Genomic DNA, 12,607 nt, shown 5'->3' with positions numbered 1-12,607 from the left:
AAGGAGTGATCCCATGGGTTTGTGGAATTTCATCAAGGACAAGGGCAAGAAACTGGTCGGCTCGGCCGAGGCGTCGCCCTCCGAGGATGCGCTGAAACAGGAGATCCAGGATCTGGGTCTGGATGCCACCGGGCTGGACATCACCGTCGAAGGTGACACCGTCAAGGTGTCGGGCAACGCGGTCAGCCAGGAAGCCAAGGAAAAGGTCATTCTGGCTGTCGGCAATGTCGAAGGCGTGGCGGCGGTCGAGGATGACGTCGCGGGCGTCGATCCGGTGTTTCACACCGTCGCCAAGGGCGACAGCCTGTGGAAAATCGCCGAAAAGACCCTGGGCAACGGCGCGCGCTATACCGAAATCTTCGAGGCCAATCGCCCGATGCTGAGCGACCCGGACAAGATCTATCCCGGTCAGGTTCTGCGCATTCCCCAAGGGTAAGCGCTGAATTTTCGCCGATTTACGGGGGTATGGCTTGTCCTGCCCCCGTTTTCTTTCCACATTCACCTGACAGAGCCCGAAAACGGGCCGGATGTTGGGAGGATGCCATGGGAAGTTTCGCCTCGGTGGCGGATCGCGATGCGATTGCGGCCCAGGCCGCATGGGAAGACCGCGGCCTGCCGGTTACGCTCTATCAGTTCTTCTCGCAGACGGCCGACCGCTTTCCCGACCGCCCCGCCTTTACCTTTCAGCTGACATCGGGGCCGCGCGACCCGGCCGAAACGCTGACGTGGCGACAGCTGCGCGGCAAGGTCACCCAGGCCGCCAACCTGTTTCGCCGGCTGGGCATCGGCGAAACCGATGTGGTGGCCTATATCATGCCCAATTGCACCGAAACCGCGCTGGCCCTGCTGGGCGGGGCGACGGCGGGCATCGTCAATCCGATCAACCCGCTGCTGGAGCCCGAACAGATCGCCGCCATCCTGCGCGAAACCGGGGCCAAGGTGGTGGTCACGCTGAAATCCTTTCCCAAGACCGACATCGCGCAAAAGGTGGCCGAGGCGGTGCAGCACGCGCCCAATGTCGATACCGTGCTAGAGGTCGACCTGCTGCGCTATCTGACGCCGCCCAAGAAATGGATCGTGCCCTTTCTGCGCCCCAAGACCCACCACGTGCATCACGCCGACCTGCTGGATTTCAACGCCGAACTGGCGCGCGAGCGTAGCGAAAGCCTCAGTTTCGAGGAATCCGGCACCGACCGTATCGCGGCCTATTTCCACACCGGCGGTACCACCGGCATGCCCAAGGTCGCGCAGCATCGCTTTTCGGGCATGATCTACAACGGCTGGCTGGGGCGCGAGCTGCTGTTCACCGAGCACGACGTGCTGATCTGCCCGCTGCCGCTGTTCCACGTCTTTGCCGCCTATCCGATCTGCATGTCCTGCATCGCATCGGGCGCGCACGTGGTCTTTCCCACCCCGGCGGGCTATCGCGGCGAGGGCGTGTTCGACAATTTCTGGAAGCTGATCGAACGCTGGAAGATCACCTTTGTCATCACCGTGCCCACGGCCCTTGCGGCCCTGATGCAGCGCCCGGTCAACGCCGATATTTCCTCGCTGGGTGGGGCGTTCTCGGGCTCGGCGCCGCTGCCGCTGGAACTGTACAAACGCTTTGAGCAGGCCACCGGCGTGCAGATCATCGAGGGCTATGGCCTGACCGAGGCCACCTGCCTGGTGTCGGTCAACCCGCCGAGCGGGCAGAAAAAGATTGGCTCGGTCGGTATTCCGTTTCCCTATACCCAGGTGCGCATCCTGCGGTTCGACGAGGCGGGCAATATCAGCCACGACTGCGCCACCGACGAGATCGGAGAGATCTGCGTGTCGAACCCCGGTGTTGTGCCGGGCGGCACCTATACCGAGACCGACAAGAATCGCGGCCTCTTTGCCGACGGGATCTTCCTGCGCACCGGCGACCTGGGCCGGCTTGACGCGGACGGCTACCTGTACATCACCGGCCGCGCCAAGGATCTGATCATTCGCGGCGGCCACAATATCGACCCGGCCGAGATCGAGGACGCGCTGATGAGCCACCCGGCGGTGGCCTTCGTGGGCGCGATCGGCCAGCCCGACAGTTTCGCGGGTGAACTGCCCTGCGCCTATGTCGAACTGGTTGCCGGCGCCCAGGTCACGGCCGAAGAGCTGCGCGAGCACGCCCGCGTGCATATCCATGAACGCGCCGCCATCCCCAAACATGTCGAGATCCTGGACGAGCTGCCCAAAACCGCCGTTGGCAAGGTGTTCAAGCCCGATCTGCGCAAGCTGGCCATCACCCGCGTCTATAACGAGGCCCTGGCAGATGCCGGTCTGGCGGCGCGCGTCAGCAGCGTGTTCGAGGACAAGAAACGCGGGCTAGTGGCCCGGCTGGAACGCACGGGCACGGTGGATGACGACGCGGTGGCGCATCTGCTGGGCGAATTCACCCGGCCCTGGGAATGGGCCTGACGCCGCACCGCAGGAAAATTCGAAACCGTGCAAAAAAGGGGCTTGCAGGCCGCAGGGCTGGGCGGTAAACGACGCCCCACTGCTGCTGTAGCTCAGAGGTAGAGCACTCCCTTGGTAAGGGAGAGGTCGAGAGTTCAATTCTCTCCAGCAGCACCATCCTTCCTTTTCCCGCTGATCGTGACCGCCCTTCTGGACGGGTTCGGTATGCTGGGGTAAAGACGGCGCATGACAGATAAACCCCGCAAGACCAGCCCCGCCAAACCGGCGGACAGCCGCGAGGAACGGCTCAAGCAGGCGCTTAAGGCCAACATGGCCCGGCGCAAGCAGCAGGCCCGCGCGCGCAAGGCGGCCAAGACCGGGGAAGAGTGAGGCAGGCAGATGGATTCTATTGTTATTCACGGCGGGACAGAGCTGAACGGCGAAATCCCGATCGCGGGGGCGAAAAACGCCTGTCTGGCGCTGATGCCGGCCACGCTGTTGTCGGACGAGCCGCTGACGCTGACCAACGCGCCGCGCCTGTCGGACATCAAGACCATGACCGAACTGCTGCAATCGCTGGGGGCCGAGGTCACCAAGATGCAGGACGGGCAGGTTCTGGCCATGTCCAGCCACGATCTGGATAATCACGTCGCCGACTATGACATCGTGCGCAAGATGCGTGCGTCGAACCTGGTGCTGGGGCCGATGCTGGCGCGCTTGGGCCACGCGGTCGTGTCGCTGCCGGGCGGCTGTGCCATTGGCGCGCGCCCGATGGATCTGCATATTCACGGGCTCGAGGCCCTGGGCGCCGAGATCGACCTGCGCGACGGCTACCTGCATGCCAAGGCCCCCGCGGGCGGCCTGAAAGGCGCGCAGATGGAGCTGCGCTTTGCCTCGGTCGGCGCGACCGAGAACATCCTGATGGCCGCCACGCTGGCCAAGGGCACCACCGTCATCAAGAACGCCGCGCGCGAGCCCGAAATCGTCGATCTGGCGCAATGCCTGCGCAAGATGGGCGCCCAGATCGAGGGCGAGGGCACCAGCACCCTGACCATCCAGGGCGTCGACAGCCTGCATGGCGCGACCCATCCCGTGGTGACTGACCGGATCGAGCTGGGCACCTACATGCTGGCCCCCGCCATCACCGGCGGCACGGTCGAATGCCTGGGCGGCAAGCTGGATCTGGTGGCTTCGTTCGCCGAAAAGCTGCACGACGCCGGCATCGACGTCGAGGAAACCGCGCGCGGGCTGAAGGTCAGCCGCCGCAACGGCCGGGTGAACGCGGTGAATGTCACCACCGAACCTTTCCCCGGTTTCCCAACCGACCTTCAGGCCCAGATGATGGCGCTGTTGTGCACCGCCGACGGCACCAGCGTGCTGGAGGAAACCATTTTCGAGAACCGCTTTATGCATGCGCCCGAACTGACCCGCATGGGCGCCAATATCGAGGTGCATGGCGGCCACGCCACTGTCACGGGGGTCAAACGCCTGAAGGGCGCGCCGGTGATGGCGACCGACCTGCGGGCCTCGGTGTCGCTGATCCTGGCCGCGCTGGCGGCCGAGGGCGAAACCGTGGTCAGCCGCGTCTATCACCTTGATCGCGGCTATGAACGGCTGGAACAGAAACTAGGCGCCTGTGGCGCACGCATCGAACGGGTCAAGGGCGCATGAGCGGCGACGCAAAGTTCGAGGATGGCGGCGACCGCCCGCTGTACCTGTCAGCCGAGGATGCCGAGGACCTGAAGGTGCTGGCCAGCCTGACCCAGGATGCGGTCTTTCCCATCGGTGAAATGACATGGCAGCCGCGTGCGCGGCGCTTTGCGCTGTTGCTGAACCGGTTCCGCTGGGAAGACAAACAAGCCGCCGAACGCCGCAACCGCAGCTATGAGCGCGTGCAGTCGGTTCTGGCCGTCGATGACGTGACCGCCGTACGCAGCCAGGGCATCGACCGCACCGACAAGGATGTGGTGCTGTCGCTGCTGTCGGTCGACTTTGCGCCCTCGCAGGATGGCGCCGGGACGCTGACCCTGACGCTGGCCGGCGACGGCGCGATTGCGCTGGATGTGGAATGCATCAACGCCACCCTGCGCGACGTGACCCGGCCCTATGCCGCGCCCTCGCGCAAGGCGCCTGAACACGACGCCTGAGACAGACCCCTTGAGCCGCGCCCGCCGCGCCGTTATGTGCATGGGCGCAAGGAGTTAGTCATGCCGCAATTTCTCGATACCCGTGACGCCGATTTCGAGGCCGCCTTTGCCGCCCTCTTGGGCGCCAAGCGCGAAGACGCGCCCGATGTGGACGATACCGTGGCCGCGATCATCGCCGAAGTGCGGGCGCGCGGCGATGCGGCGGTGATCGAGCTGACCTCGAAATTCGACCGGCTTGACCTGACCCCCGAAACGCTGGCCTTTTCGCCCGAGGAAATCGACGCCGAATGCGCCAAGGTGCCGGCCGAGGAGCGCGCCGCGCTGGAACTGGCCGCCGAACGCATCCGCGCCTATCACGAACGCCAGATGCCCCACGACGAAACCTGGACCGATGCCGCCGGCGCCACGCTGGGCTGGCGCTGGTCGCCGGTGTCGGCGGCGGGGCTTTACGTGCCCGGCGGGCTGGCCTCATATCCGTCCTCGGTTCTGATGAACGCGATCCCGGCCCAGGTGGCGGGGGTCGAGCGACTGGTGATTTGCGCGCCGACGCCGGGCGGGGTGTGCAACCCGCTGGTGTTGCTTGCGGCGCGACTGGCCGGGGTGGAAACCGTCTATCGCATCGGTGGCGCGCAGGCGATCGCCGCGCTGGCCTATGGCACCGACACCATCGCGCCGGTCGACAAGATCACCGGCCCCGGCAATGCCTTTGTCGCCGCCGCCAAGCGCCGCGTGTTCGGCAAGGTCGGCATCGACATGATCGCGGGCCCGTCCGAGATTTTGGTCATCGCCGACAAGGACAACGACCCTGACTGGATCGCCGTTGATCTGCTCAGCCAGGCCGAACATGACGAAAGCGCGCAATCGCTGCTGATCACTGATGATGCGGCCTTTGGCCGGGCCGTTGCCGCCGCCGTGGACAAACGGCTGGAAACGCTGGAACGCCGCGCCATCGCGGGCGCCAGCTGGCGCGACTTCGGCGCGGTCATCACCGTGCGCGACCTGGACGAGGCCGCGGCCCTGTCTGACCGCATCGCGCCCGAGCACCTGGAACTGTGCGTGGCCGATCCGGTCGCGCTGTCGCACAAGGTTACCCATGCCGGCGCGATCTTCCTGGGCCAGTGGACACCCGAGGCGATCGGCGATTATATCGGCGGGCCGAACCATGTTCTGCCGACCGCCCGGTCGGCGCGGTTTTCCTCGGGGCTGAGTGTGATGGATTTCGTCAAGCGCACCACATTGGCGCAGATGACGCCCGAGGCGCTGCGCGCCATCGGCCCGGCCGCCGAATGCCTGGCCAAATCCGAAAGCCTCGAGGCGCATGGCCTGTCGGTCCGCGCGCGGCTTGATCGCCTGAACCAAGGGGGGGACGCATGACCCAGACCAACCGCCTGAGCCATGTCGAGATCGACGACAGCAACCTGCCCCTGCCCACGCCCGAGATCGAGCAGGAACGCAAGGTCGCCATTTTCGACCTGATCGAGGAAAACACCTTTGCGCTGCCCGCCCGCGACGATCGCGAGGTGCCGCCCGGCCCCTATCACCTGCTGCTGGCGATCCGCGAAAAGCGGCTGGTCTTCGAGGTGCGCACCGAGGCCGGCGACCTGGTGGGCGAATTCCACATGTCGCTGGGCCCGTTCCGGCAGGTTGTGAAAGACTATTTCCAGATCTGCGAAAGCTATTTCGACGCGGTCAAGAAACTGCCGCCCTCGAAAATCGAGGCGATCGACATGGCCCGCCGGGGCATCCACAACGAAGGCGCCCGCGTGTTGCAGGAACGCCTGGAAGGCAAGGCCGAGATCGACAACGACACCTCGCGCCGCCTGTTCACCCTCATCTGCGTTCTGCATTTCGGGGGCTGAGCGTGGGGCAGGGGGGAACACCGCATTCGGTTCTGTTTTGCTGCGATCACAACGCGGTGCGCTCGCCGATGGCCGAGGGTATCGCCAAGCAGCTTTATGGCCACCGCTTTTACCTGCAATCGGTGGGCGTCGAGAATGACCTGGAGATCGACGGCTTTGCCATCGCCGTCTGCGCCGAGATCGGCGTGCCGCTGGAACGTCACCGCGCGCGGTCTTTCGACGAGATGAACCAGTGGGGCGAGGATCTGTCCAGTTTCGACCTGATCATCGCCCTGTCGCCCGCCAGCCAGCGCCGTGCGCTGGAACTGACCGGGGCCTATCACCTGGATATCGAATACTGGCCGATCATCGACCCGACCGGAATCGGCGAAAACCGTGAGACCAAGCTGACCGCCTTTCGCCAGGCCCGCGACCAGATCCGCCAGCGCCTGATCGAACGTTTCGGCCCCCCCACCAGCGGCTGACACTGCACGCGCAGAATACCGCGCTGCGTCATTTCCGGCAGGATCAGGGTCAAAACGGGTCACATCCCCGCGCAATCCGCCTTTTCGCCCTTGAAAACCGGCGCGTTCGGGCGCATTTAAGGCCTCGCCCGCAGTTTGGCGGGCTGGATCAATATGGAGTGACCATGGCCAAGGAAGAAATGCTCGAATTTCCCGGTGTCGTGAAGGAACTCCTGCCGAATGCGACGTTTCGGGTCGAGCTGGAAAACGGCCATGAAATCATCGCTCATACGGCAGGCAAGATGCGCAAGAACCGCATCCGTGTTCTGGCTGGCGACCGGGTTCAAGTAGAGATGACCCCGTATGATCTGACCAAGGGTCGGATCAACTATCGCTTCAAGTAAGCGATCTGATGAAACTCGTTCTGGGCTCTGGCAGCCCGCGCCGGAAAGAGCTTCTGGCGCAGATCGGCGTTGTGCCCGACGATATCCGCGCCCCCGACATCAACGAAGACCCGTTGAAAGGCGAACTGCCGCGCCCCTATTGCGCGCGCATGGCCCGTGAAAAGGCCATGGCCGTGCCTGCCGCTCCGGACGAACTGGTGCTGTGCGCCGATACCACCGTGGCGCTGGGCCGCCGCATTCTGGGCAAGCCGCGTGACGCCGGCGAGGCCGCTGAATTCCTGATCGCAATGGGCGGGCGGCGTCACCAGGTGATTACCGCCGTGGCGCTGCGGCTGGGCGACCGGCTGTGGCAGCGCGATGCGGTCACGGCGGTGAAATTCAAGCGCCTCAGCGACGACGAGTTGAACGCCTATCTCGCCTCGGGCGAATGGCAGGGCAAGGCGGGTGCCTATGGCATCCAGGGCCTGGCCGAGGCCTTTGTGCCCTGGATCAGCGGGTCATTCTCTGGCGTCGTGGGTCTGCCACTGGCCGAAACCGCCACGCTGCTGACGGCGGCGGGCTATCCGATCTACCGGGGGAACGCATGAAGGGCAGATCCGTCATTCTTGATGACATCAAGGGCCGCAAGGCCGCCGCGCTGATGGTGGACGGGCGGCTCGAGGATTTCCTGATCGACCCCGCCGACGACACGCCCGCGCCGGGCGCGATCTTTCGTGCTCAGGTCGATCGCCAGATGAAAGGGCAGGGCGGTGTCTTTCTGACCCTGCCGCAGGGCCGCGCCTTTCTGAAACAGGCCAAGGGCCTGGCGCCCGGCCAGTCGCTGCTGGTGCAGGTCACCGGCTTTGCCGAGCCGGGCAAGGCCGTGCCGGTCACCCCGCGTCTGCTGTTCAAAAGCCGCTATGCGATCGTCACCCCTGACGCGCCGGGGCTGAACATCTCGCGCGCGATCCGCGATGAGGACGAACGCGACCGCCTGCTTGAGGTCGCCCATGAGGGCATGAAGGGCGCCGATGAAGGGCTGGGCCTGATCCTCCGCTCGGCCTGCGCGGGCGCCGATGCCGACGAGATTGCCGATGACATCTCTGCCATGCGCAGCCTCGCCGAACAGGTGCAGGCCGACGCCGAGGGCGCGCCAGAGCTGCTGGTCGACGCCCCCGACGCGCACGAGCTGGCCTGGCGCGACTGGGCCGAACCCGCCCCCGACGAGGTGGTGCAGGGCTTTGACGCCCATGGCGTGCTGGACGCCATGGTGGCCTTGCAGGGCGGAGTGGCGCTGTCGGGCGGCGGCTCTGTCTGGGTCGAACCCACCCGCGCTCTGGTCGCCGTCGATGTGAACACCGGCGGCGATAGCTCGCCCGCCGCGGGCCTCAAGGCCAATATCGCCACCGCCCGCGACCTGCCGCGCCTGCTGCGCATCCGGGGGCTGGGCGGGCAGGTGGTCGTCGATTTCGCGCCCATGCCCAAGAAAGACCGCCGCCAGCTGGAACAGGTGCTAAAGGCCGCCTTTCGTGCCGACCCGGTCGATACCGTGCTGGCCGGCTGGACGGCGCTGGGCAATTTCGAGCTGCAGCGCAAACGCGAACGCCGCCCCGTCGAGCGGGGGCTGTTCGAATGACCTGCCCGATCTGCCAGAAAGAGACCGATCAGAAATACCGGCCTTTCTGCTCCAAGCGCTGCGCCGATGTTGATCTGGGCAATTGGCTGGGCGGCAAGTACGCCGTACCCGCCACCGACCCCGAGTCGATCGAGAAGGCCGCGGAAGAGCTGGAAAAACAGCCGCCCAAACCGCACTGAGAATTCGCGCTTTTTTCTGATTTGCCCTCTGGACACCGCCCCACGCCGCGTCTAGAACACCGCCACCCGAACGCAACCGCGTTCCCCGTGCCCGGGTAGCTCAGGGGTAGAGCAGTGGATTGAAAATCCTCGTGTCGGTGGTTCGATTCCGCCCCCGGGCACCACTATTTTAGAACATACACCACGGTCTTACCGGACAGAAATCTGTCCAGTCTTCCTGTTTCGGTTTCGAGTCTGTCATCAAGTTTGGTGACGGCAAATGCCCACGGTCTTGCCTTTGGATGTGCGTCCTAGATCCGCATGCGCGGTACATCGTTCGGGTCCAGGCGCAGTTCGATCAAAAGAGGCTTGTCGCGGGTATCAATGGCCCTGATCGCGTCTTCCAGGCTTTCGACAGAGTTGACCACAACGCCATGCCCCCCCAGCGCGGTCGCGATCCGGGCAAAAGACGGCCAGTCGAACATCGACAGGCCCGGGTCCATGTTGCGGTCGAGGAACTGGATGTGCTCGGCGCCATAGGCAGAGTCATTGGCGACGATCACGATCAGATCCTGGTTCATGCGAACGGCCGTGTTGAATTCGTTGATGCCGCCCATCATGAAGCCGCCATCGCCGGTAAAAAGCACCACGGGCCTGTCCGGCACTGCAAATCCGGTGCCGATGGCCACCTGTAGCCCCAGGCCGATAGAGCCGAAATTGGTCGAGGCGATAAAGCTTTCGGCGTTGGGGCAAGAGATGCGGCACCAGACCTCGGTCATGAACCGCCCGCCATCGGTGGTCAGGAAACGGTCCCTGGGTAGGGCGCTCTCAAGCCGGTCCAGCGCATATTCGAAATTCACGAACCCGGGTTTGGCCTTGTCGGGGTTGCCCTTGGGGTGGGCGGTCAGCACGTCCATGTCCAGCTCGGCGGTAAAGCCGCTGGCGGGGATTTCGGCCTCGTTCAGCCACCAGACGATATTGTCCGCCGTCAGGCCCGCATCGGCGACAAGGGCCACGTCGGGGTGATAATTCTTGGCCACTTCGGTGACGGTATTGTTGACCTGCACCACGCGCTTGTTTTTCATCAACGCGCCCTGGTCGGTGGTGAAATGATGCAGCGAGGTGCCAAAGGCGATGACGCAATCGGCCTTGGCGATGGCATCATAGGCGGCGGGTGTGGAAAGCGTGCCGAAGATGTCGATGTTATAGGGGTGATCCCTGAACATCCCCTTTGCCTTTAGCGTGGTGGCCAGCGGGGCCTCGAGGCGGTCGGCCAGTTTCGTGATCTGCGCAACGGCATCCTTGGCGCCGATGCCGGCCAGGATGATCGGGCGCCGCGCGCTTGCGATCATGCCCACGGCCTCGTCCAGATCCTTGCCCTCGGGCACATGCGACGGCGCGTTGAAGGCCGGAAAGACGTGCCGGGTGTGCTCGATCTCTTGCCACATGAAATCGACAGGCATGTTCAGCACGATCGGTCGTTTTTCCACCTGGGCACGGTAGATCGCGTGCGCCACGTCATAAGAGGCCGTTTCGGGCGAACGCATCTGTTCGAACCCGGCTCCAGTCACCTTGACCGTTTCGCGCTGGTCGATGTTTTGCAGGTTCTGCGGATTGGACACGGCTGTATCGCCCGCCAACAGCACCATCGGCACACGGCCGCGCGCGCCTTCGGTCAGGGCGGTCACACAGTTCGTCAGGGCCGGGCCATGGGTGACGGTGGCGATGCCGACCCGACCCGACACGCGGCCATGGGCGAGTGCCATCAGCACGGCGCTGCCCTCGAAGGCTACGGGCACGAAGGTCCCGCCGCCGGACCGAACGTAGTGATCGACCATGAACAGGTTGGCGTCCCCCATCAATCCGAACATCGTATCAAAACCATGATCGCAAAGTGATTGGGCTATGGATTGGTAAACATACATGTCGAGGCTCATTGGTCTGTTGCGCGGATGGACCGTGCACTCATAGCGGTTCGCCTGCGCGCAAAGTGCGCAAACTTTGAGGTCCTAGGGAAATAATTGCGGGAGATGCGCGCGATAAATGGAAAAAATGCGTGCGTTGCGCGTTTGTGCTGAGTCGACGGCCAACACCGATGGGTGCAATCTTTTCCTGCGACAACAGGTCTGGTGTGACCTGCCGGGGGCCGTATCGGCCGCGCCTCAGCCGTTAGGCAGGCGGCCCCAGAGGTCATATTCACCGGCCTCGTCCACCTCGACCGTGACGATCTGGCCGACTTCCAAGCCCTCGGTGCCCTCGTCGATAAAGAGGTTGCCGTCGATCTCGGGCGCGTCTGCCTTGGTGCGGCAGGTGGCAATGCCGTCTTCGTCGATATCGTCGATGATCACGTCCATGCGCTGACCGACCTTGGCGGCCAGCTTGGCCTCGGAAATCGCCTGCGCCTTTTCCATGAACCGGTTCCAGCGGTCCTGCTTGACCTCATCAGACACGTGATCGGGCAGATCATTCGACCGGGCGCCGGCGACGTTTTCGTACTGGAAACACCCGACGCGATCCAACTGCGCCTCGTCCATCCAATCCAGCAGGGTCTGGAACTCGGCCTCGGTCTCGCCCGGATAGCCCACGATGAAGGTGCTGCGCAGGGTGATGTCGGGGCAGTCGCGCCGCCAGGCCGCGATCTCATCCAGCGTTTTCGCCGCCGCCGCAGGGCGCGCCATGCGTTTCAGCGTGTCGGGGTGCGCGTGTTGGAACGGGATGTCCAGATAGGGCAGGATCAGCCCCTCGGCCATCAGCGGGATCAGCTGGCGCACATGCGGGTAGGGATAGACATAATGCAGCCGCACCCAGGCCCCCAGCGACCCCAGATCGCGGGCCAGGTCGGTGATATGGGCGCGGTGGCCCTTGGCCTCGGCATGTTTGATATCGACGCCATAGGCGCTGGTGTCCTGGCTGATCACCAGCAATTCGCGCACGCCCGCATCGACCAGCTTTTCGGCCTCGCGCATCACGGCATGGGCCGGGCGGCTGGCCAGCTTGCCGCGCATGTCGGGGATGATGCAGAACTTGCAGTGGTGATTGCAGCCCTCGGAAATCTTGAGATAGCTGTAATGGCGCGGGGTCAGCGACACGCCTGTGGCGGGCAGCAGGTCGATGAACGGGTCAGGATCGGGTGGCACGGCGCCATGCACGGCATCCAGCACCTGTTCATATTGATGCGGTCCGGTGACGGCCAGAACCCGAGGGTGCACGCCGGTGATGTATTCAGGCTCAGCGCCAAGGCATCCGGTCACGATCACCTTGCCGTTTTCCTGCAAGGCCTCGCCGATGGCCTCCAGGCTTTCGGCCTTGGCGCTGTCCAAGAACCCGCAGGTGTTCACGATCACCGCGTCCGCGCCCGAATAGTCGGGGCTGATCGCATAGCCCTCGGCCCGCAGCCGGGTCAGGATGCGTTCGCTGTCGACCAGCGCCTTGGGGCAGCCAAGGCTGACCATGCCAATGGTCGGCTGACCCTCGCGGCGAGTGTCATCGAAACGCGGGGCAGGGGCCAGGTCGGGGCGCAGATTGGGCGGGTTGGTGCTCATGCGGCCTCATATAGTCGGGGATCG

The 12,607-nt window shown here is 64.5% G+C and carries 14 protein-coding genes and 2 tRNA genes; 14 read left to right on the top strand and 2 right to left on the bottom strand.

From position 1 onward, the window contains the following. Positions 1-13 precede the first annotated feature (13 nt). From lysM to OE856_RS13000, 14 genes are all read left to right on the top strand, one after another. On the top strand, positions 14-436 hold the full coding sequence (gene lysM, locus OE856_RS13065) for a peptidoglycan-binding protein LysM (protein WP_263716592.1): 423 nt from the start codon (positions 14-16) through the stop codon (positions 434-436). Between the two features lie 107 nt (positions 437-543). After that, positions 544-2,436, top strand: coding sequence for an acyl-CoA synthetase (locus tag OE856_RS13060; protein WP_263716590.1), 1,893 nt, complete (start codon positions 544-546; stop codon positions 2,434-2,436). Positions 2,437-2,517: 81 nt separating this feature from the next. Then, positions 2,518-2,592, top strand: a tRNA-Thr gene (locus OE856_RS13055). Between the two features lie 69 nt (positions 2,593-2,661). Then, complete coding sequence (locus OE856_RS13050; RefSeq protein WP_263716589.1) at positions 2,662-2,805, top strand: hypothetical protein; 144 nt, start codon at positions 2,662-2,664, stop codon at positions 2,803-2,805. A gap of 9 nt (positions 2,806-2,814) precedes the next feature. Further along, positions 2,815-4,086: a UDP-N-acetylglucosamine 1-carboxyvinyltransferase gene (gene murA / locus OE856_RS13045; RefSeq protein ID WP_263716588.1), complete on the top strand. Its 1,272-nt coding sequence runs from the start codon at positions 2,815-2,817 to the stop codon at positions 4,084-4,086. Next, on the top strand, positions 4,083-4,562 hold the full coding sequence (locus OE856_RS13040) for a DUF2948 family protein (protein WP_263716587.1): 480 nt from the start codon (positions 4,083-4,085) through the stop codon (positions 4,560-4,562). The genes murA and OE856_RS13040 overlap by 4 nt, the downstream gene beginning before the upstream one ends. 60 nt (positions 4,563-4,622) lie before the next feature. Further along, positions 4,623-5,936 (top strand): histidinol dehydrogenase, encoded by a 1,314-nt coding sequence (gene hisD, locus OE856_RS13035; protein WP_263716586.1) that lies wholly within the window; start codon positions 4,623-4,625, stop codon positions 5,934-5,936. Continuing rightward, positions 5,933-6,421 (top strand): UPF0262 family protein, encoded by a 489-nt coding sequence (locus OE856_RS13030; protein WP_263716585.1) that lies wholly within the window; start codon positions 5,933-5,935, stop codon positions 6,419-6,421. The genes hisD and OE856_RS13030 overlap by 4 nt, the downstream gene beginning before the upstream one ends. A gap of 68 nt (positions 6,422-6,489) precedes the next feature. Continuing rightward, the gene (locus tag OE856_RS13025; protein WP_263716584.1) at positions 6,490-6,885 is read left to right on the top strand and encodes a low molecular weight phosphatase family protein; all 396 of its coding nucleotides are present in this window, start codon (positions 6,490-6,492) and stop codon (positions 6,883-6,885) included. A 164-nt stretch (positions 6,886-7,049) separates the two neighbouring features. Then, positions 7,050-7,268, top strand: a complete 219-nt coding sequence (gene infA / locus OE856_RS13020; RefSeq protein WP_037209844.1) for a translation initiation factor IF-1 — start codon at positions 7,050-7,052, stop codon at positions 7,266-7,268. A gap of 8 nt (positions 7,269-7,276) precedes the next feature. Beyond that, on the top strand, positions 7,277-7,855 hold the full coding sequence (locus tag OE856_RS13015; protein ID WP_263716580.1) for a Maf family protein: 579 nt from the start codon (positions 7,277-7,279) through the stop codon (positions 7,853-7,855). Next, complete coding sequence (locus OE856_RS13010) at positions 7,852-8,883, top strand: ribonuclease E/G (protein ID WP_263716579.1); 1,032 nt, start codon at positions 7,852-7,854, stop codon at positions 8,881-8,883. Before OE856_RS13015 ends, OE856_RS13010 begins: the two co-directional genes overlap by 4 nt. Next, on the top strand, positions 8,880-9,062 hold the full coding sequence (locus tag OE856_RS13005) for a DNA gyrase inhibitor YacG (RefSeq protein WP_263716578.1): 183 nt from the start codon (positions 8,880-8,882) through the stop codon (positions 9,060-9,062). The genes OE856_RS13010 and OE856_RS13005 overlap by 4 nt, the downstream gene beginning before the upstream one ends. An 89-nt stretch (positions 9,063-9,151) precedes the next feature. Further along, positions 9,152-9,226 (top strand) — tRNA-Phe (locus tag OE856_RS13000). 126 nt (positions 9,227-9,352) lie between these two features. On the opposite strand, the gene OE856_RS12995 is transcribed toward OE856_RS13000, so the two are convergent. Continuing rightward, positions 9,353-10,966, bottom strand: coding sequence for a thiamine pyrophosphate-binding protein (locus OE856_RS12995; RefSeq protein ID WP_263716577.1), 1,614 nt, complete (start codon positions 10,964-10,966; stop codon positions 9,353-9,355). A 237-nt stretch (positions 10,967-11,203) separates the two neighbouring features. Then, a complete protein-coding gene (rimO, locus tag OE856_RS12990) occupies positions 11,204-12,583 on the bottom strand; it encodes a 30S ribosomal protein S12 methylthiotransferase RimO (RefSeq protein ID WP_263716576.1) in 1,380 nt (459 codons plus the stop codon). Positions 12,584-12,607: the final 24 nt, after the last annotated feature.

Origin of the sequence: Actibacterium sp. XHP0104, assembly GCF_025751515.1 — a bacterium.
GTDB lineage: Bacteria > Pseudomonadota > Alphaproteobacteria > Rhodobacterales > Rhodobacteraceae > Actibacterium_D.
The sequence above is the reverse complement of the archived record's forward strand: the minus strand, read 5'-3'. Positions and strand labels throughout refer to the sequence as shown.

Excerpts from the sequence above, each read along its gene's own strand:
- rimO (WP_263716576.1), bottom strand. The coding sequence starts at position 12,583 with ATGAGCACCAACCCGCCCAATCTGCGCCCCGACCTGGCCCCTGCCCCG.
- OE856_RS13015 (WP_263716580.1), top strand. The coding sequence starts at position 7,277 with ATGAAACTCGTTCTGGGCTCTGGCAGCCCGCGCCGGAAAGAGCTTCTG.
- OE856_RS13030 (WP_263716585.1), top strand. The coding sequence starts at position 5,933 with ATGACCCAGACCAACCGCCTGAGCCATGTCGAGATCGACGACAGCAAC.
- OE856_RS13025 (WP_263716584.1), top strand. The coding sequence starts at position 6,490 with ATGGCCGAGGGTATCGCCAAGCAGCTTTATGGCCACCGCTTTTACCTG.
- lysM (WP_263716592.1), top strand. The coding sequence starts at position 14 with ATGGGTTTGTGGAATTTCATCAAGGACAAGGGCAAGAAACTGGTCGGC.
- OE856_RS13040 (WP_263716587.1), top strand. The coding sequence starts at position 4,083 with ATGAGCGGCGACGCAAAGTTCGAGGATGGCGGCGACCGCCCGCTGTAC.
- OE856_RS13010 (WP_263716579.1), top strand. The coding sequence starts at position 7,852 with ATGAAGGGCAGATCCGTCATTCTTGATGACATCAAGGGCCGCAAGGCC.
- murA (WP_263716588.1), top strand. The coding sequence starts at position 2,815 with ATGGATTCTATTGTTATTCACGGCGGGACAGAGCTGAACGGCGAAATC.
- OE856_RS12995 (WP_263716577.1), bottom strand. The coding sequence starts at position 10,966 with ATGTATGTTTACCAATCCATAGCCCAATCACTTTGCGATCATGGTTTT.
- OE856_RS13060 (WP_263716590.1), top strand. The coding sequence starts at position 544 with ATGGGAAGTTTCGCCTCGGTGGCGGATCGCGATGCGATTGCGGCCCAG.
- OE856_RS13050 (WP_263716589.1), top strand. The coding sequence starts at position 2,662 with ATGACAGATAAACCCCGCAAGACCAGCCCCGCCAAACCGGCGGACAGC.
- infA (WP_037209844.1), top strand. The coding sequence starts at position 7,050 with ATGGCCAAGGAAGAAATGCTCGAATTTCCCGGTGTCGTGAAGGAACTC.
- hisD (WP_263716586.1), top strand. The coding sequence starts at position 4,623 with ATGCCGCAATTTCTCGATACCCGTGACGCCGATTTCGAGGCCGCCTTT.
- OE856_RS13005 (WP_263716578.1), top strand. The coding sequence starts at position 8,880 with ATGACCTGCCCGATCTGCCAGAAAGAGACCGATCAGAAATACCGGCCT.